General features: G+C 43.2%; 13 protein-coding genes. 2 read left to right on the top strand and 11 right to left on the bottom strand.

Features of this window, described 5'->3' with window-relative positions:
- Positions 1–23 precede the first annotated feature (23 nt).
- The 8 genes from GLW08_RS04795 to GLW08_RS04830 form a co-directional block, all read right to left on the bottom strand.
- Positions 24–1,586, bottom strand: a complete 1,563-nt coding sequence (locus GLW08_RS04795) for an AMP-binding protein (protein WP_160847400.1) — start codon at positions 1,584–1,586, stop codon at positions 24–26.
- A 168-nt stretch (positions 1,587–1,754) separates the two neighbouring features.
- On the bottom strand, positions 1,755–2,909 hold the full coding sequence (locus tag GLW08_RS04800; protein WP_160847401.1) for an acyl-CoA dehydrogenase family protein: 1,155 nt from the start codon (positions 2,907–2,909) through the stop codon (positions 1,755–1,757).
- A gap of 15 nt (positions 2,910–2,924) precedes the next feature.
- Positions 2,925–4,073: an acyl-CoA dehydrogenase family protein gene (locus GLW08_RS04805; RefSeq protein WP_160847402.1), complete on the bottom strand. Its 1,149-nt coding sequence runs from the start codon at positions 4,071–4,073 to the stop codon at positions 2,925–2,927.
- Between the two features lie 27 nt (positions 4,074–4,100).
- On the bottom strand, positions 4,101–5,675 hold the full coding sequence (locus GLW08_RS04810; RefSeq protein ID WP_160847403.1) for an AMP-binding protein: 1,575 nt from the start codon (positions 5,673–5,675) through the stop codon (positions 4,101–4,103).
- A 38-nt stretch (positions 5,676–5,713) separates the two neighbouring features.
- Positions 5,714–6,046 (bottom strand): AtuA-related protein, encoded by a 333-nt coding sequence (locus GLW08_RS04815; protein ID WP_160847404.1) that lies wholly within the window; start codon positions 6,044–6,046, stop codon positions 5,714–5,716.
- Entirely contained in the window at positions 6,039–7,415 is a 1,377-nt protein-coding gene (locus GLW08_RS04820) for an acyclic terpene utilization AtuA family protein (RefSeq protein ID WP_160847405.1), read from the bottom strand. Before GLW08_RS04820 ends, GLW08_RS04815 begins: the two co-directional genes overlap by 8 nt.
- An 18-nt stretch (positions 7,416–7,433) precedes the next feature.
- Positions 7,434–8,219: an enoyl-CoA hydratase/isomerase family protein gene (locus tag GLW08_RS04825; RefSeq protein WP_160847406.1), complete on the bottom strand. Its 786-nt coding sequence runs from the start codon at positions 8,217–8,219 to the stop codon at positions 7,434–7,436.
- Between the two features lie 16 nt (positions 8,220–8,235).
- Entirely contained in the window at positions 8,236–9,765 is a 1,530-nt protein-coding gene (locus tag GLW08_RS04830) for an acyl-CoA carboxylase subunit beta (RefSeq protein ID WP_160847407.1), read from the bottom strand.
- A 239-nt stretch (positions 9,766–10,004) separates the two neighbouring features.
- Here GLW08_RS04830 and GLW08_RS04835 point away from each other — a divergent pair, with 239 nt between their 5' ends.
- Positions 10,005–12,119 carry a sigma-54-dependent Fis family transcriptional regulator gene (locus GLW08_RS04835; protein ID WP_160847408.1) on the top strand — a complete coding sequence of 705 codons (2,115 nt, stop codon included), beginning with the start codon at positions 10,005–10,007 and terminating at the stop codon, positions 12,117–12,119.
- Between the two features lie 52 nt (positions 12,120–12,171).
- On the opposite strand, the gene GLW08_RS04840 is transcribed toward GLW08_RS04835, so the two are convergent.
- Entirely contained in the window at positions 12,172–13,053 is an 882-nt protein-coding gene (locus GLW08_RS04840; RefSeq protein ID WP_160847409.1) for a LysR family transcriptional regulator, read from the bottom strand.
- Positions 13,054–13,166: 113 nt separating this feature from the next.
- Between GLW08_RS04840 and GLW08_RS04845 the strand changes: the two genes are divergently transcribed.
- A complete protein-coding gene (locus GLW08_RS04845; protein ID WP_160847410.1) occupies positions 13,167–14,252 on the top strand; it encodes a citrate synthase/methylcitrate synthase in 1,086 nt (361 codons plus the stop codon).
- Between the two features lie 244 nt (positions 14,253–14,496).
- Here the strand turns inward: GLW08_RS04845 and GLW08_RS04850 are convergent, their stop codons facing one another.
- Both GLW08_RS04850 and GLW08_RS04855 read right to left on the bottom strand, forming a co-directional pair.
- Positions 14,497–15,201: a LutC/YkgG family protein gene (locus GLW08_RS04850; protein WP_160847411.1), complete on the bottom strand. Its 705-nt coding sequence runs from the start codon at positions 15,199–15,201 to the stop codon at positions 14,497–14,499.
- A 3-nt stretch (positions 15,202–15,204) separates the two neighbouring features.
- Complete coding sequence (locus GLW08_RS04855) at positions 15,205–16,632, bottom strand: LutB/LldF family L-lactate oxidation iron-sulfur protein (protein ID WP_160847412.1); 1,428 nt, start codon at positions 16,630–16,632, stop codon at positions 15,205–15,207.
- Positions 16,633–16,634: the final 2 nt, after the last annotated feature.

Consider the following 16,634-nt stretch of genomic DNA (forward strand, 5'->3'; position numbering starts at 1 on the left):
ATTTCTTCCTCCTTTCTATGTGGTTAATTCCGCTCCATCGGATTACCTTGCATATAATGAGACTGGAATTGCGTGCGTACGCGATGCTTTTGAATTTTCCCAGTGGTCGTCATTGGCAATTCGTCAACGATTAGAACATCTTTTGGTACCTGAAACGCACCAAGATGCTCCTTACAGTACGAGATAACCTCTTCTTTTGTCAGTTCCTTCCCTTCTGCAGGCACGACAAAAGCGGTAACTGCTTCACTCCAGCGTTCATGTGGCAGACCAACGACAACTGCATTCCCTACACTCGGATGGTTGAGGATGGTTTGCTCTACCTTGATGGATGCTACATTCTCCCCACCTGTTTTGATGATATCTTTTTTCCGATCGACAAAGACCATCTGCCCGTCTTCATCCCAATAGCCAAGATCCCCAGTGTGGTGCCAGTTGAATTCCCGCGTTTGTTCACTTGCTTCGTCATTATTTAAGTAGCCGCTCATCACATTCGGTCCCCTGTGGACGATTTCTCCGACCTGGCCATCTGGCAGAATGTTGCCCTCATCATCCATGATTGCTGTATCGTTAATTAAGCTACTCGTTCCCCAGTAGGAGCCGAAGCGTCGCAACTGCTCTTCAGGCTTGAATACCATTGTTGCTGGATACATTTCTGTTTGTCCGGTTCCTAGTGCAAATTTTGCTCCGAACTCTTTAATACCTTTTTCAAGCGTGCTACGGTCCATTGGAGCCATGGCATATACACATGTATCAAGACTTGATAGATCATATTGTTCTCGATTCGGATGAAAAAGGATTGCTTTATACATGATAGGTAGCGCGAACATAAGGGATATGCTTTCGTCCTGTACCGTTTGCATGAGCGATGCTGGTTCAAAGCCTTTAATGACAACACAGGTTGCACCGATATGAACGAAGGAGGCTAAGAAGGTGTGCTGCGCACAGTGGAACATCGGCATCATGATGGTTGCTTTTGTGTGAGGCTTAATGTCGATTTCGATAATGTTGGCAAGGCTTGCGATAAATACACTCTGATGGCTAATCATGACGCCTTTTGGGTTGCCTGTGGTACCACTCGTGAACATGATTTGTGCTATATCGCGGTCCTGGATATCAACTTCTGGCTCTTCTGTGGATTGATTCTCCAACGTACTTATGAACGAAGTTCCAGCCTTTGGTGCCTCATCGCCAAATACATATAGCGAGTAGTGCTTAAAATCCTCCAGATTGTTGAATAAAAAAGCAGGGTCTCCTAAGATGGTCGTGGCTTCCACTTCTTCTAGGATGTATTGCTTCTCAGCTAGCGAAATGCCTGGGTTGATTGGCACCCAGGTCATGCCTGCTTTAGCAAGGCCAAAAAATGCAATGGCGTGCTCATAGGAATTGCCCGCTATGGTCGCGATACAGTCCCCTTTTTGATATCCATTGTTCAATAGATAGTGAGCAAACTGATTCGTCTTTTCATCCAATTGCTTGTAGTTCAGTTCCACATCCCCATCAACAAATGCAGCTTTATTCGGAACACGACCTGCCGTCCTTCTGACCATATCCCCAATCGCAACACGGTTCATCTCATTCACTAACATGAATCCAGCTCCTTTATGTTTATTGTTTATGGAGGAGGTTTTGATATGGTTTAAAAGATATCAGCGAGTAGAGGTACTTTATCAGCGATTTTTTTCATATATCAGCGAGAATGTTCCTATATCCGCGATATCCTTTTTATATCAGCGCCAGTCCCCTACGCTCCCCACTCATTCCACTACCTTAAGCCGCTTCGCCAAAATCTCGTTCATAATTTGCGTTGTCCCGCCCCCAATCGATTGAATTCTCGCATCGCGCCAGTAGCGCTGGACGTCGTACTCCATCATATAACCTGCACCACCGTGAAGTTGGACCGCTTCATCTGTAACCCGGTTCACCATCTCGCCAGCATATGCCTTGGCCATCGTTGCTTCTGTGCTCGCATCCTCTCCCTGGTCATACAGATAAAGCGCTCGATACGTGATGTGGCGAGCTTTTTCAATATCCACCGCCATATCGACGAGTTTATGACGGACTACCTGGAATTCGGCCAGGGGTTTACCGAATTGTTCGCGCTCCTTCGTGTATCGTTTCGTGTCTTCTAGCGCTAGCTCGGCTTGTGCGACACAGGCCAACGACAGCATAATGCGCTCCCATTGGAAGTTTTTCATAATATAGTAGAACCCTTTATGCTCTTCACCTATGAGACGATCCTCAGGTATCACGACATTGTCAAAAAACAAATCTGCCGTATCCGAACTACGCCATCCGAGTTTGTTTAGTTTATTCCCGGTGCTGAACCCTTCGTCCCTCGCTTCTACAATAAACAGGCTAATATTTTTATGCTTCGGTTCTTTCGCCGTTTTGGCTGCAACGACGACATAGTCGGCATTGGCGCCATTTGTAATGAAGGTTTTCGAGCCATTAATTCTGTAATGATTCGCTTCCTTTACAGCTGTTGTTTTGATGGAAGATACATCACTGCCAGTATTCGGCTCTGTTATCCCTAGAGCAGCAATACTGTCCCCGTTAACAGCATCCCGTACATAGGTGTTCTTTTGCGCTTCATTCCCGAAGTTTAAAATCGGTGTCATCGCAATACCTAAGTGCGCTCCAACAGACGCACCTACTCCAGCAGAGCCGCACTTGGCCAGTTCTTCAACTAACACCGCTTCCGTAATACAATCTAAGCCTACTCCACCATAAGCCTCTGGCACCTTAATTCCTAAATAACCTAACTCGCTCATTTGCTTGAAAAGGCTTCTTGGAATTTCGCCTTGCTCTTCCCATTGCCGGACAAAAGGCTTGATTTCTTGCTCCACGTATTTTTTCAACGTTTTTCGAAATTCTTGATGCTCTTCTGTAAAAATCCAATGCGAACTCATCCCATCACCTCCCTGTTATAGATCGATTTGCTTCGAGATAATCTCCTTCATGACTTCATCCGTCCCTCCGCCAATTCGATACACGCGACTATCTCGCCAAATGCGTTGGACCGGATTTTCCATCATATAACCACTTCCCCCAAAGACTTGAATGGCGCGATCAGCTACCCAAAAGGCTGTTTTGGCTGCGGACATTTTCGCCATTGAAATCTCTTTACTTGGGATTTCTCCGCGAGCGAATCGATAGGCTGTAGCATAGGTTAACTCCTTGCAAATCTCAATTTCCGTTTTCATATCAACGAGCAGATGGGAGATAACTTGGAAATTGTTGATGGACGTTTCAAAAGCCTCTCTTGTCTTCGCATACTCCCGCGCGAGTTCATAAGCGTATTCCGCCATTCCGATTGCTCCAGCAGCCCCAACCATTCGCTCGCCCTGAAGCTGCCACATAATTTGCGCGAATCCTTTTCCTTCTTCGCCTAATAGATTTTCATGTGGGACTCGGACATCTTCAAAGATAAGTTCAGCTGTATCCGACGAACGCATCCCTACTTTTTCGAGCTTTTTACTAACGGAAAAACCAGGTCGATCGGACTCGACTAAAAACAGGCTAATACCTTTATAGCCAGGTTCATCAGACGTACGGGTAACGAGGGTGACAAAGTCGGCTCTTGGTCCATTGGTGATGTACGTTTTCGATCCATTGATCACCCACTCGTCACCATCACGACGAGCGCGTGTTTGAATCGATGCCACATCCGAACCATGATTAGGTTCAGAGATACCAATAGAAGCTATTTTTTCGCCTTGTAATGCTGGTTTTAAAAAGCGCTCATGCTGATCAGGTGTGCCAAATTGAAGAATAGGAGGTGTCGCCATATCGGTTTGAACTGCTACCGCCATCGGAAAACCACCTGCACCGCATTTGCCGATTTCTTCAGCCATGACGATACCAGCGAAATAATCCCAGCCCTGACCGCCAACTTCCTCCGGATATTTCGTACCAAGAAACCCAAGGTCGCCCATGCGCTTAAAAATGTCACGCGGAAACTCCCCTCGCTCCTCCCATTCATCCACATAAGGAGCCACTTCCTTTTCAACGAACTTCCGTATCGTTTTGCGAAGTTGCTCATGCTCCTCTGTGAAATAGGGGCTATATGTCATTCCATTCACTCCTTTTTCCAAGTCACCTTATGAGTTCTGAGGGTTTGTTGCCCCGTTTTCCTTTAATTTAGCTTTTTGTATTTTACCTGCCGGCGTCATGGGAACATCACTGACAAAAATAAACTCCTTTGGAATTTTGTAATCCGATACATGAGAGAGACAAAATTCCCTCAGCTCTTCTTCTGTAGGATTTGTATCAGCTGCAGGCACGATATAAAAACGGCCCACCTCCCCTAGGAATTCATCAGGAATACCTATTCCTGCTGCAAGTTGTACCTTGTCATGGGTGGTAAGGATGTTTTCAATTTCAACCGGGAACACATTAAAGCCACCTGTGATATACATTTCTTTCTTACGTCCTTTATAAGAGATATAACTGGATGCATCTTTTGTGACCATGTCTCCTGTTTGAAGCCACCCATCAGAGGAAAAAGTCTCCGCTGTCTCGTTTGGCATTTGATAATACCCCTGGGCTACACAATCTCCTTTAATAACGAGTTCCCCCACGTCTCCATTAGGGACTTCCCTTCCTTCTGTGTCGACGACTTTGCCTTGAAAATCTCCAATCACAACACCGATGCTGTTGGATATCGTTTCAACAGAATCATGTAAATTCGATAGGACACATGCACCCGATGTTTCGCTTAAACCGTACAGATTTACAAGCGTCGCATTTGGCAATTGCTTAGAGAGTGTTAACGCTAACTTTGGCTCGACATTAGATCCTCCTGCAATACACAAGCGCAGCGATGATAAATTATAATGAGCCAAATCTTTTTCATTCATGAGCATGAGATACATCGTTGGAACGCCACCTAGAATGGTTGCCTTATACTCTTGAATCGCTTGAAGAACTTGTTGTGGTTGGAAAAATGGAATAAGCGTTACACTGCTTTGACTAACCAGGGCTACCATCACCGTGCACGTAATTCCTCCCACATGGTTGAGTGGTAACGCTCCTATTGCGAGATCCTCTTCACCAACATGAAAATGGTCACGTTGGGCAATGGCGGAAGCTAGGATACTTTTGTGTGTAATCATAGACCCTTTCGGTTTCCCGGTTGTGCCGGACGTGTAGATAATAAGTAGTGGATCAGTTGCTTTTACTTGCTGCTTTGTTTGCTCCAGTCGCTTTTTGTTGACCTCCACTTGGAGTAAATCTGCAACGTCATAGCTTCCTTCAAAACCCCCGCCTCCTATAAACAAATAGTGTTCGACCGTAGGGAGCTTATCCCGAAGGTTTTGATAGAAAGCAACATAATCAAAACCAGCAAACGAATCAATAGAGATGATGGCTTTCACTTCTGCGTTATTGACCATATATTCGATTTCACTATCTCGATAACGAACATTTAACGTGACAAGGGTGGCTCCTAACTTGGCTGATGCAAAAAAGGATACTAACCATTCAAATTGATTTAATGCATTAATGGCCAAGTGATCACCTTTTTCAATACCTATATCTAGTAAAGCACTAGCTAATCGATCACTTTGCTCATCTATCTCTCTAAATATCATCTGTTCTTCTCCTTGATATAAGAACACTTTATCAGGATGCGTTGTTACAGCAGCATTCACATAGTCTACAACCGTATGATTCACGTATATGTTGCCCCCCTTCTTTGATAACGCTTTCAAAATTAATCAACTTTGTTCTTTTCTACCTTAACTTCCAATCTCAGCAAATTAGAAGCAAAGCATTTCCCTAAATTGTCTAATCGCAACGAACTAGAACCTCCACCACCTAGTGCTTCTGTGCAGACGAAGTTGAGCGCATGTATATTAGGTAACTCGTACCTGGTAACCTCGCCTTCTACCAATCCATCAAAGTGTTCGCTTACTCGTTTACTCGTAACCTGATGGACGAGCGTGTCATACCACGCTTGATCTTTGGCAATTAACCCAATATTGACCGTATTCCCTTTATCTCCTGACCTGGCTCTGGCAATTTCCTTCAGTTGTACGTTAGGCATTCACAAACACCTCCTGCACATGTACGTCTACATTACGCTCGACAATCTCGCAAGGAATAAGTGATGCCCACATGCCAACGAGTTGTCTTGGGGGTATATTGCCAATATAAGCACCCATACTTGGTGGTCCATTCAACGCGAGAGGAGGGAACAGTCTAGCAAACTTCATCGCTTCTCGTTTCGAAGCGGTTTTAATGGCCATCCGTAAGTAAATTTCATTTATGTCTTCACCTGGAGGCTCCGCTAATGGTCCATGCAGTGAGTTGTACCCCATAAAATCAGTTTGGAGTTCCTCATAGTCGAGTGAATGCCGTTTTAACTTTTGTCGGATGATTTGGTCTGCTTTCTTCGCCTTTGCTAGCGCATCTGGCCATGAGAAACCGATGATGACTTGCCCCATATAGCCATTTTCGTAACCCATCACAACCTTTAATTCCTCAGGCTTGGGCTTTCCATGAACACCTGTAACCTTCACTTCGTTATCTCGTACTTGTTCGAATTGAACCTTCGTAATGTCCACGACCACATCTGGTGTAACATAGGCTGACGGGTCATGAATTTCATATAGCATTTGCTCCTGAATCGTTTCTGGTGACACAAGACCGCCACTACCTTCTACCTTGCTGACAACAAAATCTCCAGAAGGTTCGCACGTTGCAATGGGATAGCCGATTTGATCCATAGCTTCGATATCCTGCCAGTCTCCACTAAAATTACCACCGGTTGATTGAGCTGAGCACTCTAGTAAATGCCCCATGAACACCCCACTTGCCAATCGATTCCAATCGTCTTGTTCCCAGTTGAATTCGTATAAAAGAGGGGCGAGGAACTGAGCCGTGTCGGTAGTTCGCCCTGTAATGACGATATCGGCTTCCTGTCGTAGCGCTTCGACAATCGGTTGGGCCCCTATATATGCATTGGCAAATAGCAGCTTATCTTTAATGGTAGAAATCGATTCATTCGTTTCCCAGTGATCAAAGGAAATGCCAGAGTCCATCAACTCCTCCATATCTTCGAAAATGTTATCTCCCTTTACGACAGCTACTTTCAAATCGGTAATGCCTAACTCCTGCGCAACCCGTAGCACTTCCTGCTGTGCTCCAACTGGATTCAACCCTCCAGCATTGGTCAGTAGCTTAATCCCTTTTTCCTTCACATAGGGCAACAAAGCCTTCATCGCCCCTGTAATATCCCGAGTGTAGCCTAAGTTCTCATCTTTCAGTTGATCTTTTCGCAAAATGGCCATCGTCAGTTCTGCGAGACAGTCAAAGCATAAATAATCGACATTTCCAGCCTTGGCGGTAGCCACAGCCGGTTCAATCGTGTCCCCATAGAACCCTTGCGCTGCTCCTATTCGTATCGGTCGCACATGCTCACTCCTTTTCGATTATTTCCCCTTCCATACAGGAGGTCTTTTTTCCAAAAACGCAGAAGCTCCTTCCTTCAAATCGTCACTCTTAAACGATACGAGACGTAAGTTAGTCAAGTAATCGAAGGATTTCATAAAATCCATATCCTCTGTTGTAAAATACGCATCTAAAGCAAGGTTCACCGCTAAAGGGCTATGAGACGCAATGGTCTTGGCTGTTTCCCATGCTTTTTCTTCTAGTTGCTCAGGTGGGACGACCTCATGAACAAGGTTGTATTCAGCAGCCTGTTCAGCTGATAAAATCTCTGCCTTTAACATCATCTCTAGCACTCTACGATTCCCCACTGCTTGTCGAACCCACGGCAATATCACAAACGGGACAATCCCAAGCCTCAGTTCGGTGAGGCCGAGTTTCGCTTCAGAGGAGGCAATCGCAATATGGCACATCGCCACGAGACCTGTTCCACCACCCAATGCCGCACCATTCACTGCCGCTATTATTGGGGTTTTGACCGTCGCGCCAAGCTTGAATAATTCCGTGCTTTCTTTCCCCTCTACGTATAATTGCGGAACATCTTTTTCCATATTTTGCTTGAACTCATTCAAGTTCCCCCCAGCCGAGAATGCTTTCCCTGCGCCGGTAACAATCATGACATGAACCCCGTTATCGGCATCTGCCGTTTTGATTGCTTGCATGAGCTCCGCAACCAATTGTTCTGTTAACGGGTTGCGTGACTCAGGTAAGTTCAATGTAATCGTGGCAACCTGCTCCTTCACTTCATACAAAATTGTTTCAAATTCCATTACGTTCACTCCTTTCTTACACTGGATGGATGGCATTCCGTTTTTGCGGCGTCGTTACTTTCTTCGATGCATACAGTTTGAATCGACGAGTTATCTCTGTTCTTATGTCGTCAAAATCGATAATTTCATCGATGATGAGTTCGGACCCAAGCTTATGGATATTCACGTTTTCGGAGTATTCCTGACGCTTTTGCTCTACGAATGCTTGCCGCTCCTCTTCAGGAAGCTCCTGAATTTTGTTAAAATACACAGCGTTTACAGCAGCCTGAGGACCCATCACTGCAATCGATGCACTTGGAAGAGCCAACACAGCATCCGTACCAAACGCAGGACCTGCCATCGCATAAAGACCTGCCCCGTAACACTTCCGAACGACGACAGAAATTTTAGGCACAGTTGCTTCTGAAAGAGCGGAAATCATTTTCGCTCCATGACGAATGATCCCGCTTTGCTCCACTTTAGAGCCAATCATGTAGCCTGGAATATCGGATAAAAACAAAAGCGGAATGTTATAGGCATTACAAATTTTAATAAACCGTGCTGCCTTATCGGGTGAATCAACAAACAGCGTACCACCCTTTACCTTTGGCTGATTGGCAATCACGCCAGTTACCTTTCCATCCAATCGGCAAAAGCCAGTGATGAGCTCTGGAGCAAATAGCTTCTTATATTCAAACCACGTTCCTTCGTCGATTACTTGATCAATCAGTTCATACATATCAAACGCACTGTTACCGTTCTCCGGTACGATTTCTTCGATTTTCCGGCCTTCCACAGGAGGATTTGATTCAGTCACCTCAGGCTTTTCCGACCAGTTTTGTGGCATGAGGCGTAAATAGGTTTTACAGGCATCTATCGCTTCCTGTTCCGATTCCGCCAACACATCACCAAGGCCACTGACCGAACAGTGCATTTTCGCTCCGCCCATTTTATCCATTGTCGTCTTTTCCCCAATTGCCATCTCGACCATACGCGGAGAACCTAAGTAAGCAGAAGCATTTTGATCCACCATAATTACTAAATCCGAGAAAGCTGGAACATAAGCTGCCCCTGCAGGCGACGGTCCAAATAAGATACAAATTTGTGGTACGGAACCAGACATTTGTATTTCATTGTAAAATACTTTCCCTCCATGCCTTCTTCCTGGGAACACCTCTAATTGTTCGGTAATCCTTGCTCCAGCTGAATCAATTAAGTATAGGATTGGCACTTGTAAATCCATCGCCTTTTCCTGAATGCGAATATTCTTTTCTACTGATTTCGGTCCCCAAGACCCTGCCTTCACTGTAGAATCGGCAGCTAAAAAACATACCGTTCTTCCATCGATCTCCCCAATACCAGTAAGGCATGCATCAGCTGGTAAATCAGGGTTTTCTGAGTTTGCAAACATTCCGTCCTCCACAATCGATCCCTCATCGAAAATCTTGGCGAGTCGATCGCGCACGAACATCTTGCCTTTGCTTTCATTATGTTGATGGTACTTTTCTTTGCCACCTTTTAAAATGCGTTCCTTTTCACTCAAATAAAGATGTTGGTCTTCACGCATGTAACGTCACCCCTTTATTAGTCCTCACGATGCTTATATGCAAAAGCCATGCCAAGTTCATTAAAAGAGGTAGCATATATGTAAGCCTTATGTGATTAAAGCTACGGTGTCTATAAAAATAGAAGTAATACATAAACAACTGTCCAATACTCCGCACATTCGTACGAAAATTCTTACAATTATGTTGAGAATTGGACAATCCTTGTATATACTGAAAGAAAAAGTACTGGGGGATTGGGATGAAAACGAAACATCTAGTAACCTATAATTTCATTACCATTCATCAAGACGCTACCGTTCGTGAAGTATTGCAGTCCTTTTTAGATTACCGCCAGGATATTGCTTGTGTCGTAGAAGAGAAAAAGTTAATCGGTATTGTAACCAAATATTCCTTGTATCGATGGTTGCTTGATCATGCGAACCTTGAGGCAAATATCATTCATTGTATAAAGCGAGACGTAGTCACCCTTTTAGAAGAGGAAAGTGTGTATTATGCGAAGGATTTATTAGTAAAAGAAAATATCGGCCATGCCGTCGTGTTGAATAAATACGAGGATGTGGTTGGAATCATATCAAAATCCGAATTAATTAAAGGCTTTATTTCCGAACGGCAAAACTTAGTGAATCGATTGCAAACCCTTATGAATAACCTTCAGGAATCTGTTTTATCTGTGGATACCCACCTCCACGTAACTTCTTATAACACTTCAGCTCTAACTATCTTACACAAAACAAAATCTGAACTAACAGGCCAACCCATCACCCAAACATTCCCACAAATTGCTGCAAACTTACGTGCAGTTATACGCACAAAAGAAATTATTAAGCATAAGCGATTGAGCATTGGTGATAACACTCTAATTGCTTCCTTCATTCCTTTAAAAGAATGGGACACAATTACAGGAGCCATGGTTGTATTAAAAGATATTACCGACTTTGAATACATAGCCGATGAGCTCGAAACGACGAAGAAATTAGAAAACATGCTCGATAATGCACTCGAAGTTGCCTATGACGGCGTTGTCATGATTGACAATGAACGAAATATCACGAAAGCAAACAAAGAATTTCTTTCCCTCATTGGCATTTCTAACAGTTCTTCTATTCTGGGTACTTCCATTGATACGGTCGCACCTGAACTAACCAACCATAAACACACCATCCATTCTGAAAAAATTGTGGGCGAGCTTATTACGATTCAAGGAAAAAAAGCCATCCTAACGCAAACACCCATTTATCAAGATGAACAACAAGTCGGCACCATTATTAAACTTATTAGTAAGCAACTGGATGTATGGAAAGACCTTCTCTCCCATTTGGAAAAACTAGAACACGAACTGACTTACTATAAGGAAAGCTTCACAGCCATGGGGCAACACGCTGGTCCGTTTGCCCACATTGTCTCGAAAAGCTCCAGCATGGAAGAACTCAAACAAAAAGCACTAATTGCAGCCAGGTCTTTCTCCAATATTTTAATCACAGGAAAAAGTGGTACAGGGAAGGAATTAATCGCAGATGGCATTCACAGTGCTTCCGGAAGAACTGGGAAATTCATTAAAATCAATTGTGCAGCCATTCCAGAGGAACTACTAGAATCTGAGATTTTCGGATATTCAGATGGCGCATTTACAGGAGCAAAGAAAGGCGGCAAACCAGGAAAATTCGAACTTGCTCACGAGGGAACGCTTTTTCTAGATGAAATTGGTGACATGCCTATGACGCTCCAGGCCAAGCTGCTCCGCATTCTTCAAGAAAAAGAGTTTGAACGAGTTGGTGGAACCGAAACGATTAAGGTGGATACTCGAATCATAGCCGCAACTAACCAAGACCCAGCGAAGCTCATCGCTGAAGGTACATTTCGTGAAGACCTCTACTATCGTATCAATGTGATTCAGCTCCATATCCCACCTCTCTCAGAAAGGCAGGAGGATATTCAATTATTATGCGATCACTTTATCAAGAAATTTAATACAAAAACGAATCGCGATGTCATCGGCATATCACAAGAGCACCTAGAAAAACTTCTAGATTATGAATGGCCAGGAAACGTCCGTCAGCTCGAAAATGTACTAGAACGGGCCTATCACTTTTCTACATCGAAATGGATTGACCCAGAACACATCGTTCTTGAGAAAAGTAGAGATCCTGAAGCTTCTGATACACACAAACCTCCTAATGAAAGGTTAGACCGTGAAAAGAAACTCCAAGAAACAGAGAAAAACATGCTGATCCAAGCCTTGAAGAATGCAGGTGGGAATCGGACGAAGGCCGCTAAGTTATTAGGCATGAGTCGGTCATCTTTTTATAATAAACTAAAGAAATATGAAGTGAAAGAAGCGACGCAGTTCATGTGATTTCAGGGGTGCCACCACGGTGGCATAAGGAGTTCTTATTCCTGTTTTATGGTCACTTAAACTGATGATTAGAAACAAAATCAATGAAGTCATTTTCCAGCGTATGATTGTACTTTGTCAGAGCATAGGTATGTACATTCGGTAAAGAGATTTCCGGAAAGGGCACTTCTAAAATTCTTCCTTCTAGCAGTTCTCTTCTAACTGCCGATTTCGGTAAGAAGGATACACCGAGTCCACTTGCTATAAATCGCTTGGTAATGTGGACTTGGGATACTTTCATGGATTTAGATTGAGGAAAGTTTGATTTTATTTTCTGATGCAATGAATCCCATACACCTGGGTAATTGTGTGTGAACAAATAATGTTGCTGCAAAAACGTCTCAGGGTAGTTTAGCGGTGCTGATTCATCATCATATCCATCATGCGGGACACAAAAAATAATCTCATCTTCATACAGTTCATAACAAATGACATCATTATTATGACTAGGAAGCAAAGAGAACCCAATATCTACTTCTTCGTTTCCAACTGCTTCTTCAATCTCTACCGATTCTCGAATATCTACATTAATCTCAACTTCTGGATTCCTTTTCAGATACCCTTTCAACACAGTTGGCATGATTGTGTCTGCAATGGATGGGGATATGGCTAAGCTTAGTTTATGTCTATACCCTTGCGTAAAGGAATGCATATCTTCCATTCCCTCTTGATGGACTGCTAGTACTCTCTGGGCATGCCTCAAGAACCTCCTCCCCTCTTCAGTAAGTTTCACGAACCGATTATTCCGCTCGAACAGACTGACTCCTAGTTCTTTTTCGATAGATTTAATATGGACAGTTACCGTTGGTTGCGAAACAAATAATACGTCAGCAGCTTTTCGAAAACTCTTTTCCCTTTCCACTGTGATAAAGGTATTCAACCATGATAATTCCATTACCCCACCTCATTCTTTAAAATTATTAATCACTGCCATTTAATTTATTTAATTTTCTAAATTAACCATACAATTTATACTTAATAGTAGCAACAATTCAAGGAGGTAACCAAATGATTGCGAGAGGATTAAAAGGAATTACATGTACAGAAACGAAAATTAGCTTTATTGATGGAGAACAAGGAAGGTTAATCTATCGTGGGTATGCCGCTCCCGAATTAGCTCAAACACATAGCTTTGAAGAAGTAGCCTATTTACTATGGTACGGTACCTTACCCAACCAAGAACAATTAATAGAATTAAAGAAACAATTTCAAGCATCCCGGCAGCTTCCAGACAATATGAAAAGCATCATAGCATCCGTCCCACAGAGTCATGACATGCTCAGTGTATTGAGAACAGCATTATCATCCTTGGAACTAACCGATGAAAACCAAGCCACCATCATCGATGCCATCACGCTTACTTCATTAACGCCTGCCATTATTGCTTATAGACAATCGCTCCAACAGGATTTCGATTTTCCAGAAGAACGCTCTGACTTAGATCACGTTGCCTATTACCTTTATATGATTACTGGAAAAGAACCATCTCCAGCTTATGTTCAAGCTTTGGAAACCTATATGATTTTAACTATGGAACATGGATTAAATGCCTCTACATTTTCAGCTCGAGTTACTGCTTCTACGGAATCAGACATCGCTTCTGCAATCACATCAGCTATAGGAACTATGAAGGGACCTTTACATGGTGGGGCTCCATCTGGTGTCATTGAGCTATTAAACGAGACAGTACAACACGGAGATATTCAGGAGTGTATTCGAGAAAAAGTCCAAAATGGAGAGAAGTTAATGGGATTTGGACATCGAGTGTATAAAACATGGGACCCTAGAGCGCAAGCCATCAAAAAAATCCTCCAACAACAAAAGCAAGAAGACGATTGGTTTGACCTTGCATTGAAAGTGGAGGAAGCAGCTATACAAGTATTAGAGGAGCTAAAACCTGGACGCAACCTTTATACGAATGTCGAGTTTTATGCAGCGGCGATTTTACGAGAACTAACCATTCCAACAAACCTCTTTACTGCAACTTTTACAGCAAGCCGCATGGTAGGCTGGACCGCGCATGTCATGGAACAATTAGAAGATAACACGATCTTCAGGCCTTCAGCTGAATACGTTGGTCCATTTCATCAGTAGAATGATAATAAAGAAATCGCGAGTCATAGTCACGATTTCTTCTTGTTTCTTCACGTTAGTGATTTTATATTCAATAATATAATAATCTTCTTTTTTCAAATAATTAAAATTAACTAAAATAACAGAGGATTAGACTCTATCTTCATTTCAAATATAGAAAATGCTTTTACTTCATACCTACAGAAAATCCCTCGCAAACTGTAGGACACTCTGTGAGGGGTTCTTTCTATAGGTTATAGCACGTTCATTCCACGATAATATACGTTACTTCAACGGGACCGTGTACACCTACGATTAGATTCATTTCAATATCAGCACTATTACTTGGGCCTGTGATGAAACTGACACACGAGGAGACTGGATGTCCCTCTTGATTGGCATCGTGAATATGCTTAGCAGCCTGGGTCATTCGAGGAACAAGGGTGCTTTTCGGAATAATTGCTATATAGGTTCTTGGTAATAGACTAATAGCCCGTCCATTCCCACTATTGTTAAACAGTGTCACTGTACCTGATTCTGCTAGGGTGATATCACTAAAGGTGATGCCTACATCTGCCCGCTCGGCAAATTCCATGTTATAGTGCCCATCCGATGGGTTCCATAAATGAAACTCTACTCCTTGCTCTTCCAGTTCTTTATAAAAAGATGTTACTCCAAATGCATTGTTTCGCTTGTCATCTGAAGCAATAACAGACTTTCCATCGTATCCTTTTACTGTTTCCCATAATACATGTGGCAATTCAGATACGGTAGTTCGTTTGCATGTCGTATGAATAACGTTGCAGTGTGCCTCTAATTCATCGGTTAACTCATCTTGCGTATGTTCTTTAAACACTTCCCATTGTGGCGCAACCGTAAAAGAGGGTCTCTCTACCTGTTCTGTCCTTCGGGGTCTCCCAAGATTATTAGCCACATTTTGAAGAAAGCTATCTCTGTTTTGAATACTCATTAGCTAGTGCCCCCTTTCCGTTTTTTGTCTGGACTTGAACCAAGATCGGAAGCTTTGCTTACTTGGTGCTGGGAAATCACGTACATCTGTCCATCCTTTTAGTGGTCCAGGTCCATTCTTGATGGTTTCGTCTTTCGTCCAAGGCTTCAGTGATGTTCTTGCCATCTTGGCACTTAATTTATACGCTGCGGGATGAGATGCCCACTTCGCAAAGCCTTCCATCATCATCTGTTCGCTTTTAGGGGACTTCTTTTCTCGCTCCACGATGATTTCTCTATGTCGTATCAATTGTTCATGTAACGGGATCTTGACAGGGCATGCCTCTGTACAAGCGGCACATAATGTGGAAGCGTATGGTAGTTCCTTATGATCGTCGTATCCATCCAACAACGGTGTTAGTACTGCTCCGATGGGTCCAGGATAAACAGAATTGTAAGAATGTCCACCTACATGACGATATACAGGACATACATTAATACACGCTGCACAACGAATGCAGTGTAGAGCAGATTGGAATTCAGTACCTAGTATCTTAGAACGACCATTATCTACGATTACTAAATGATATTCTTCCGGACCATCTACCTCGTCCTCTAGTCGAGTTCCTGTAATAGCGGTTACATAACTCGTTAGCTTTTGTCCCACCGCTGCCCTCGTCAATAGACTCACTAACACTTCCATGTCTTCCCAAGTCGGAGCTAACCTCTCCATCCCCATGACGGATATTTGTGTATCTGGCAAGGAAGTAACAAGTCTAGCATTCCCTTCATTGGTAACGAATGTGATGGCTCCGGATTCTGCGACCGCAAAATTACATCCTGTAATGCCTACATCTGCTGATAAGAATTCCTTCCTTAACTGCTCTCTGGCAAACGTTGCTAGTTCTTCTGGCATGTCGGAGTTCTTGTACCCTTTTTTACTCGCAAAAGTTTCTCTTATTTGTTCTTTGTTTTTGTGCAACGCTGGGGTCACGATATGGGAAGGAGGATCTTCATCCATTTGCAGTATCCATTCACCGAGATCTGTCTCAATGACTTCACTACCAGCTTCCTCCAAAGCCTCATTCAACCCTATTTCTTCGGTTACCATCGACTTTGATTTAACTACTTTCTTTGCTTCTTTTTGTTTTACTACATTATTAATATATTCATTGGCTTCCTCAGCTGTTTCGGCAAAAAAGACGTTGCCACCACGCTTGGAAACTTCATCACTTAATTGTTGTAAGTAGAAATCGATGTTCTCGAGTGTATGTGTACGAATTTCTTTCCCTCGAGTTCTCCAATCTTCCCAATTCCCTAACTCTTCGGCAGCCTTTAGTCGACCAGAACGAAATCGTCCTTGTGCCGAAGAAACCGCTCCTCTCATAAAATCGTTTTCAATTCCAGACTGAATCCTTTCTTTATAAGAAGCTTCCCCTAACTTAATAGCCATGA

Source organism: Pontibacillus yanchengensis, from assembly GCF_009856295.1.
Classification (GTDB): domain Bacteria; phylum Bacillota; class Bacilli; order Bacillales; family BH030062; genus Pontibacillus; species Pontibacillus yanchengensis_A.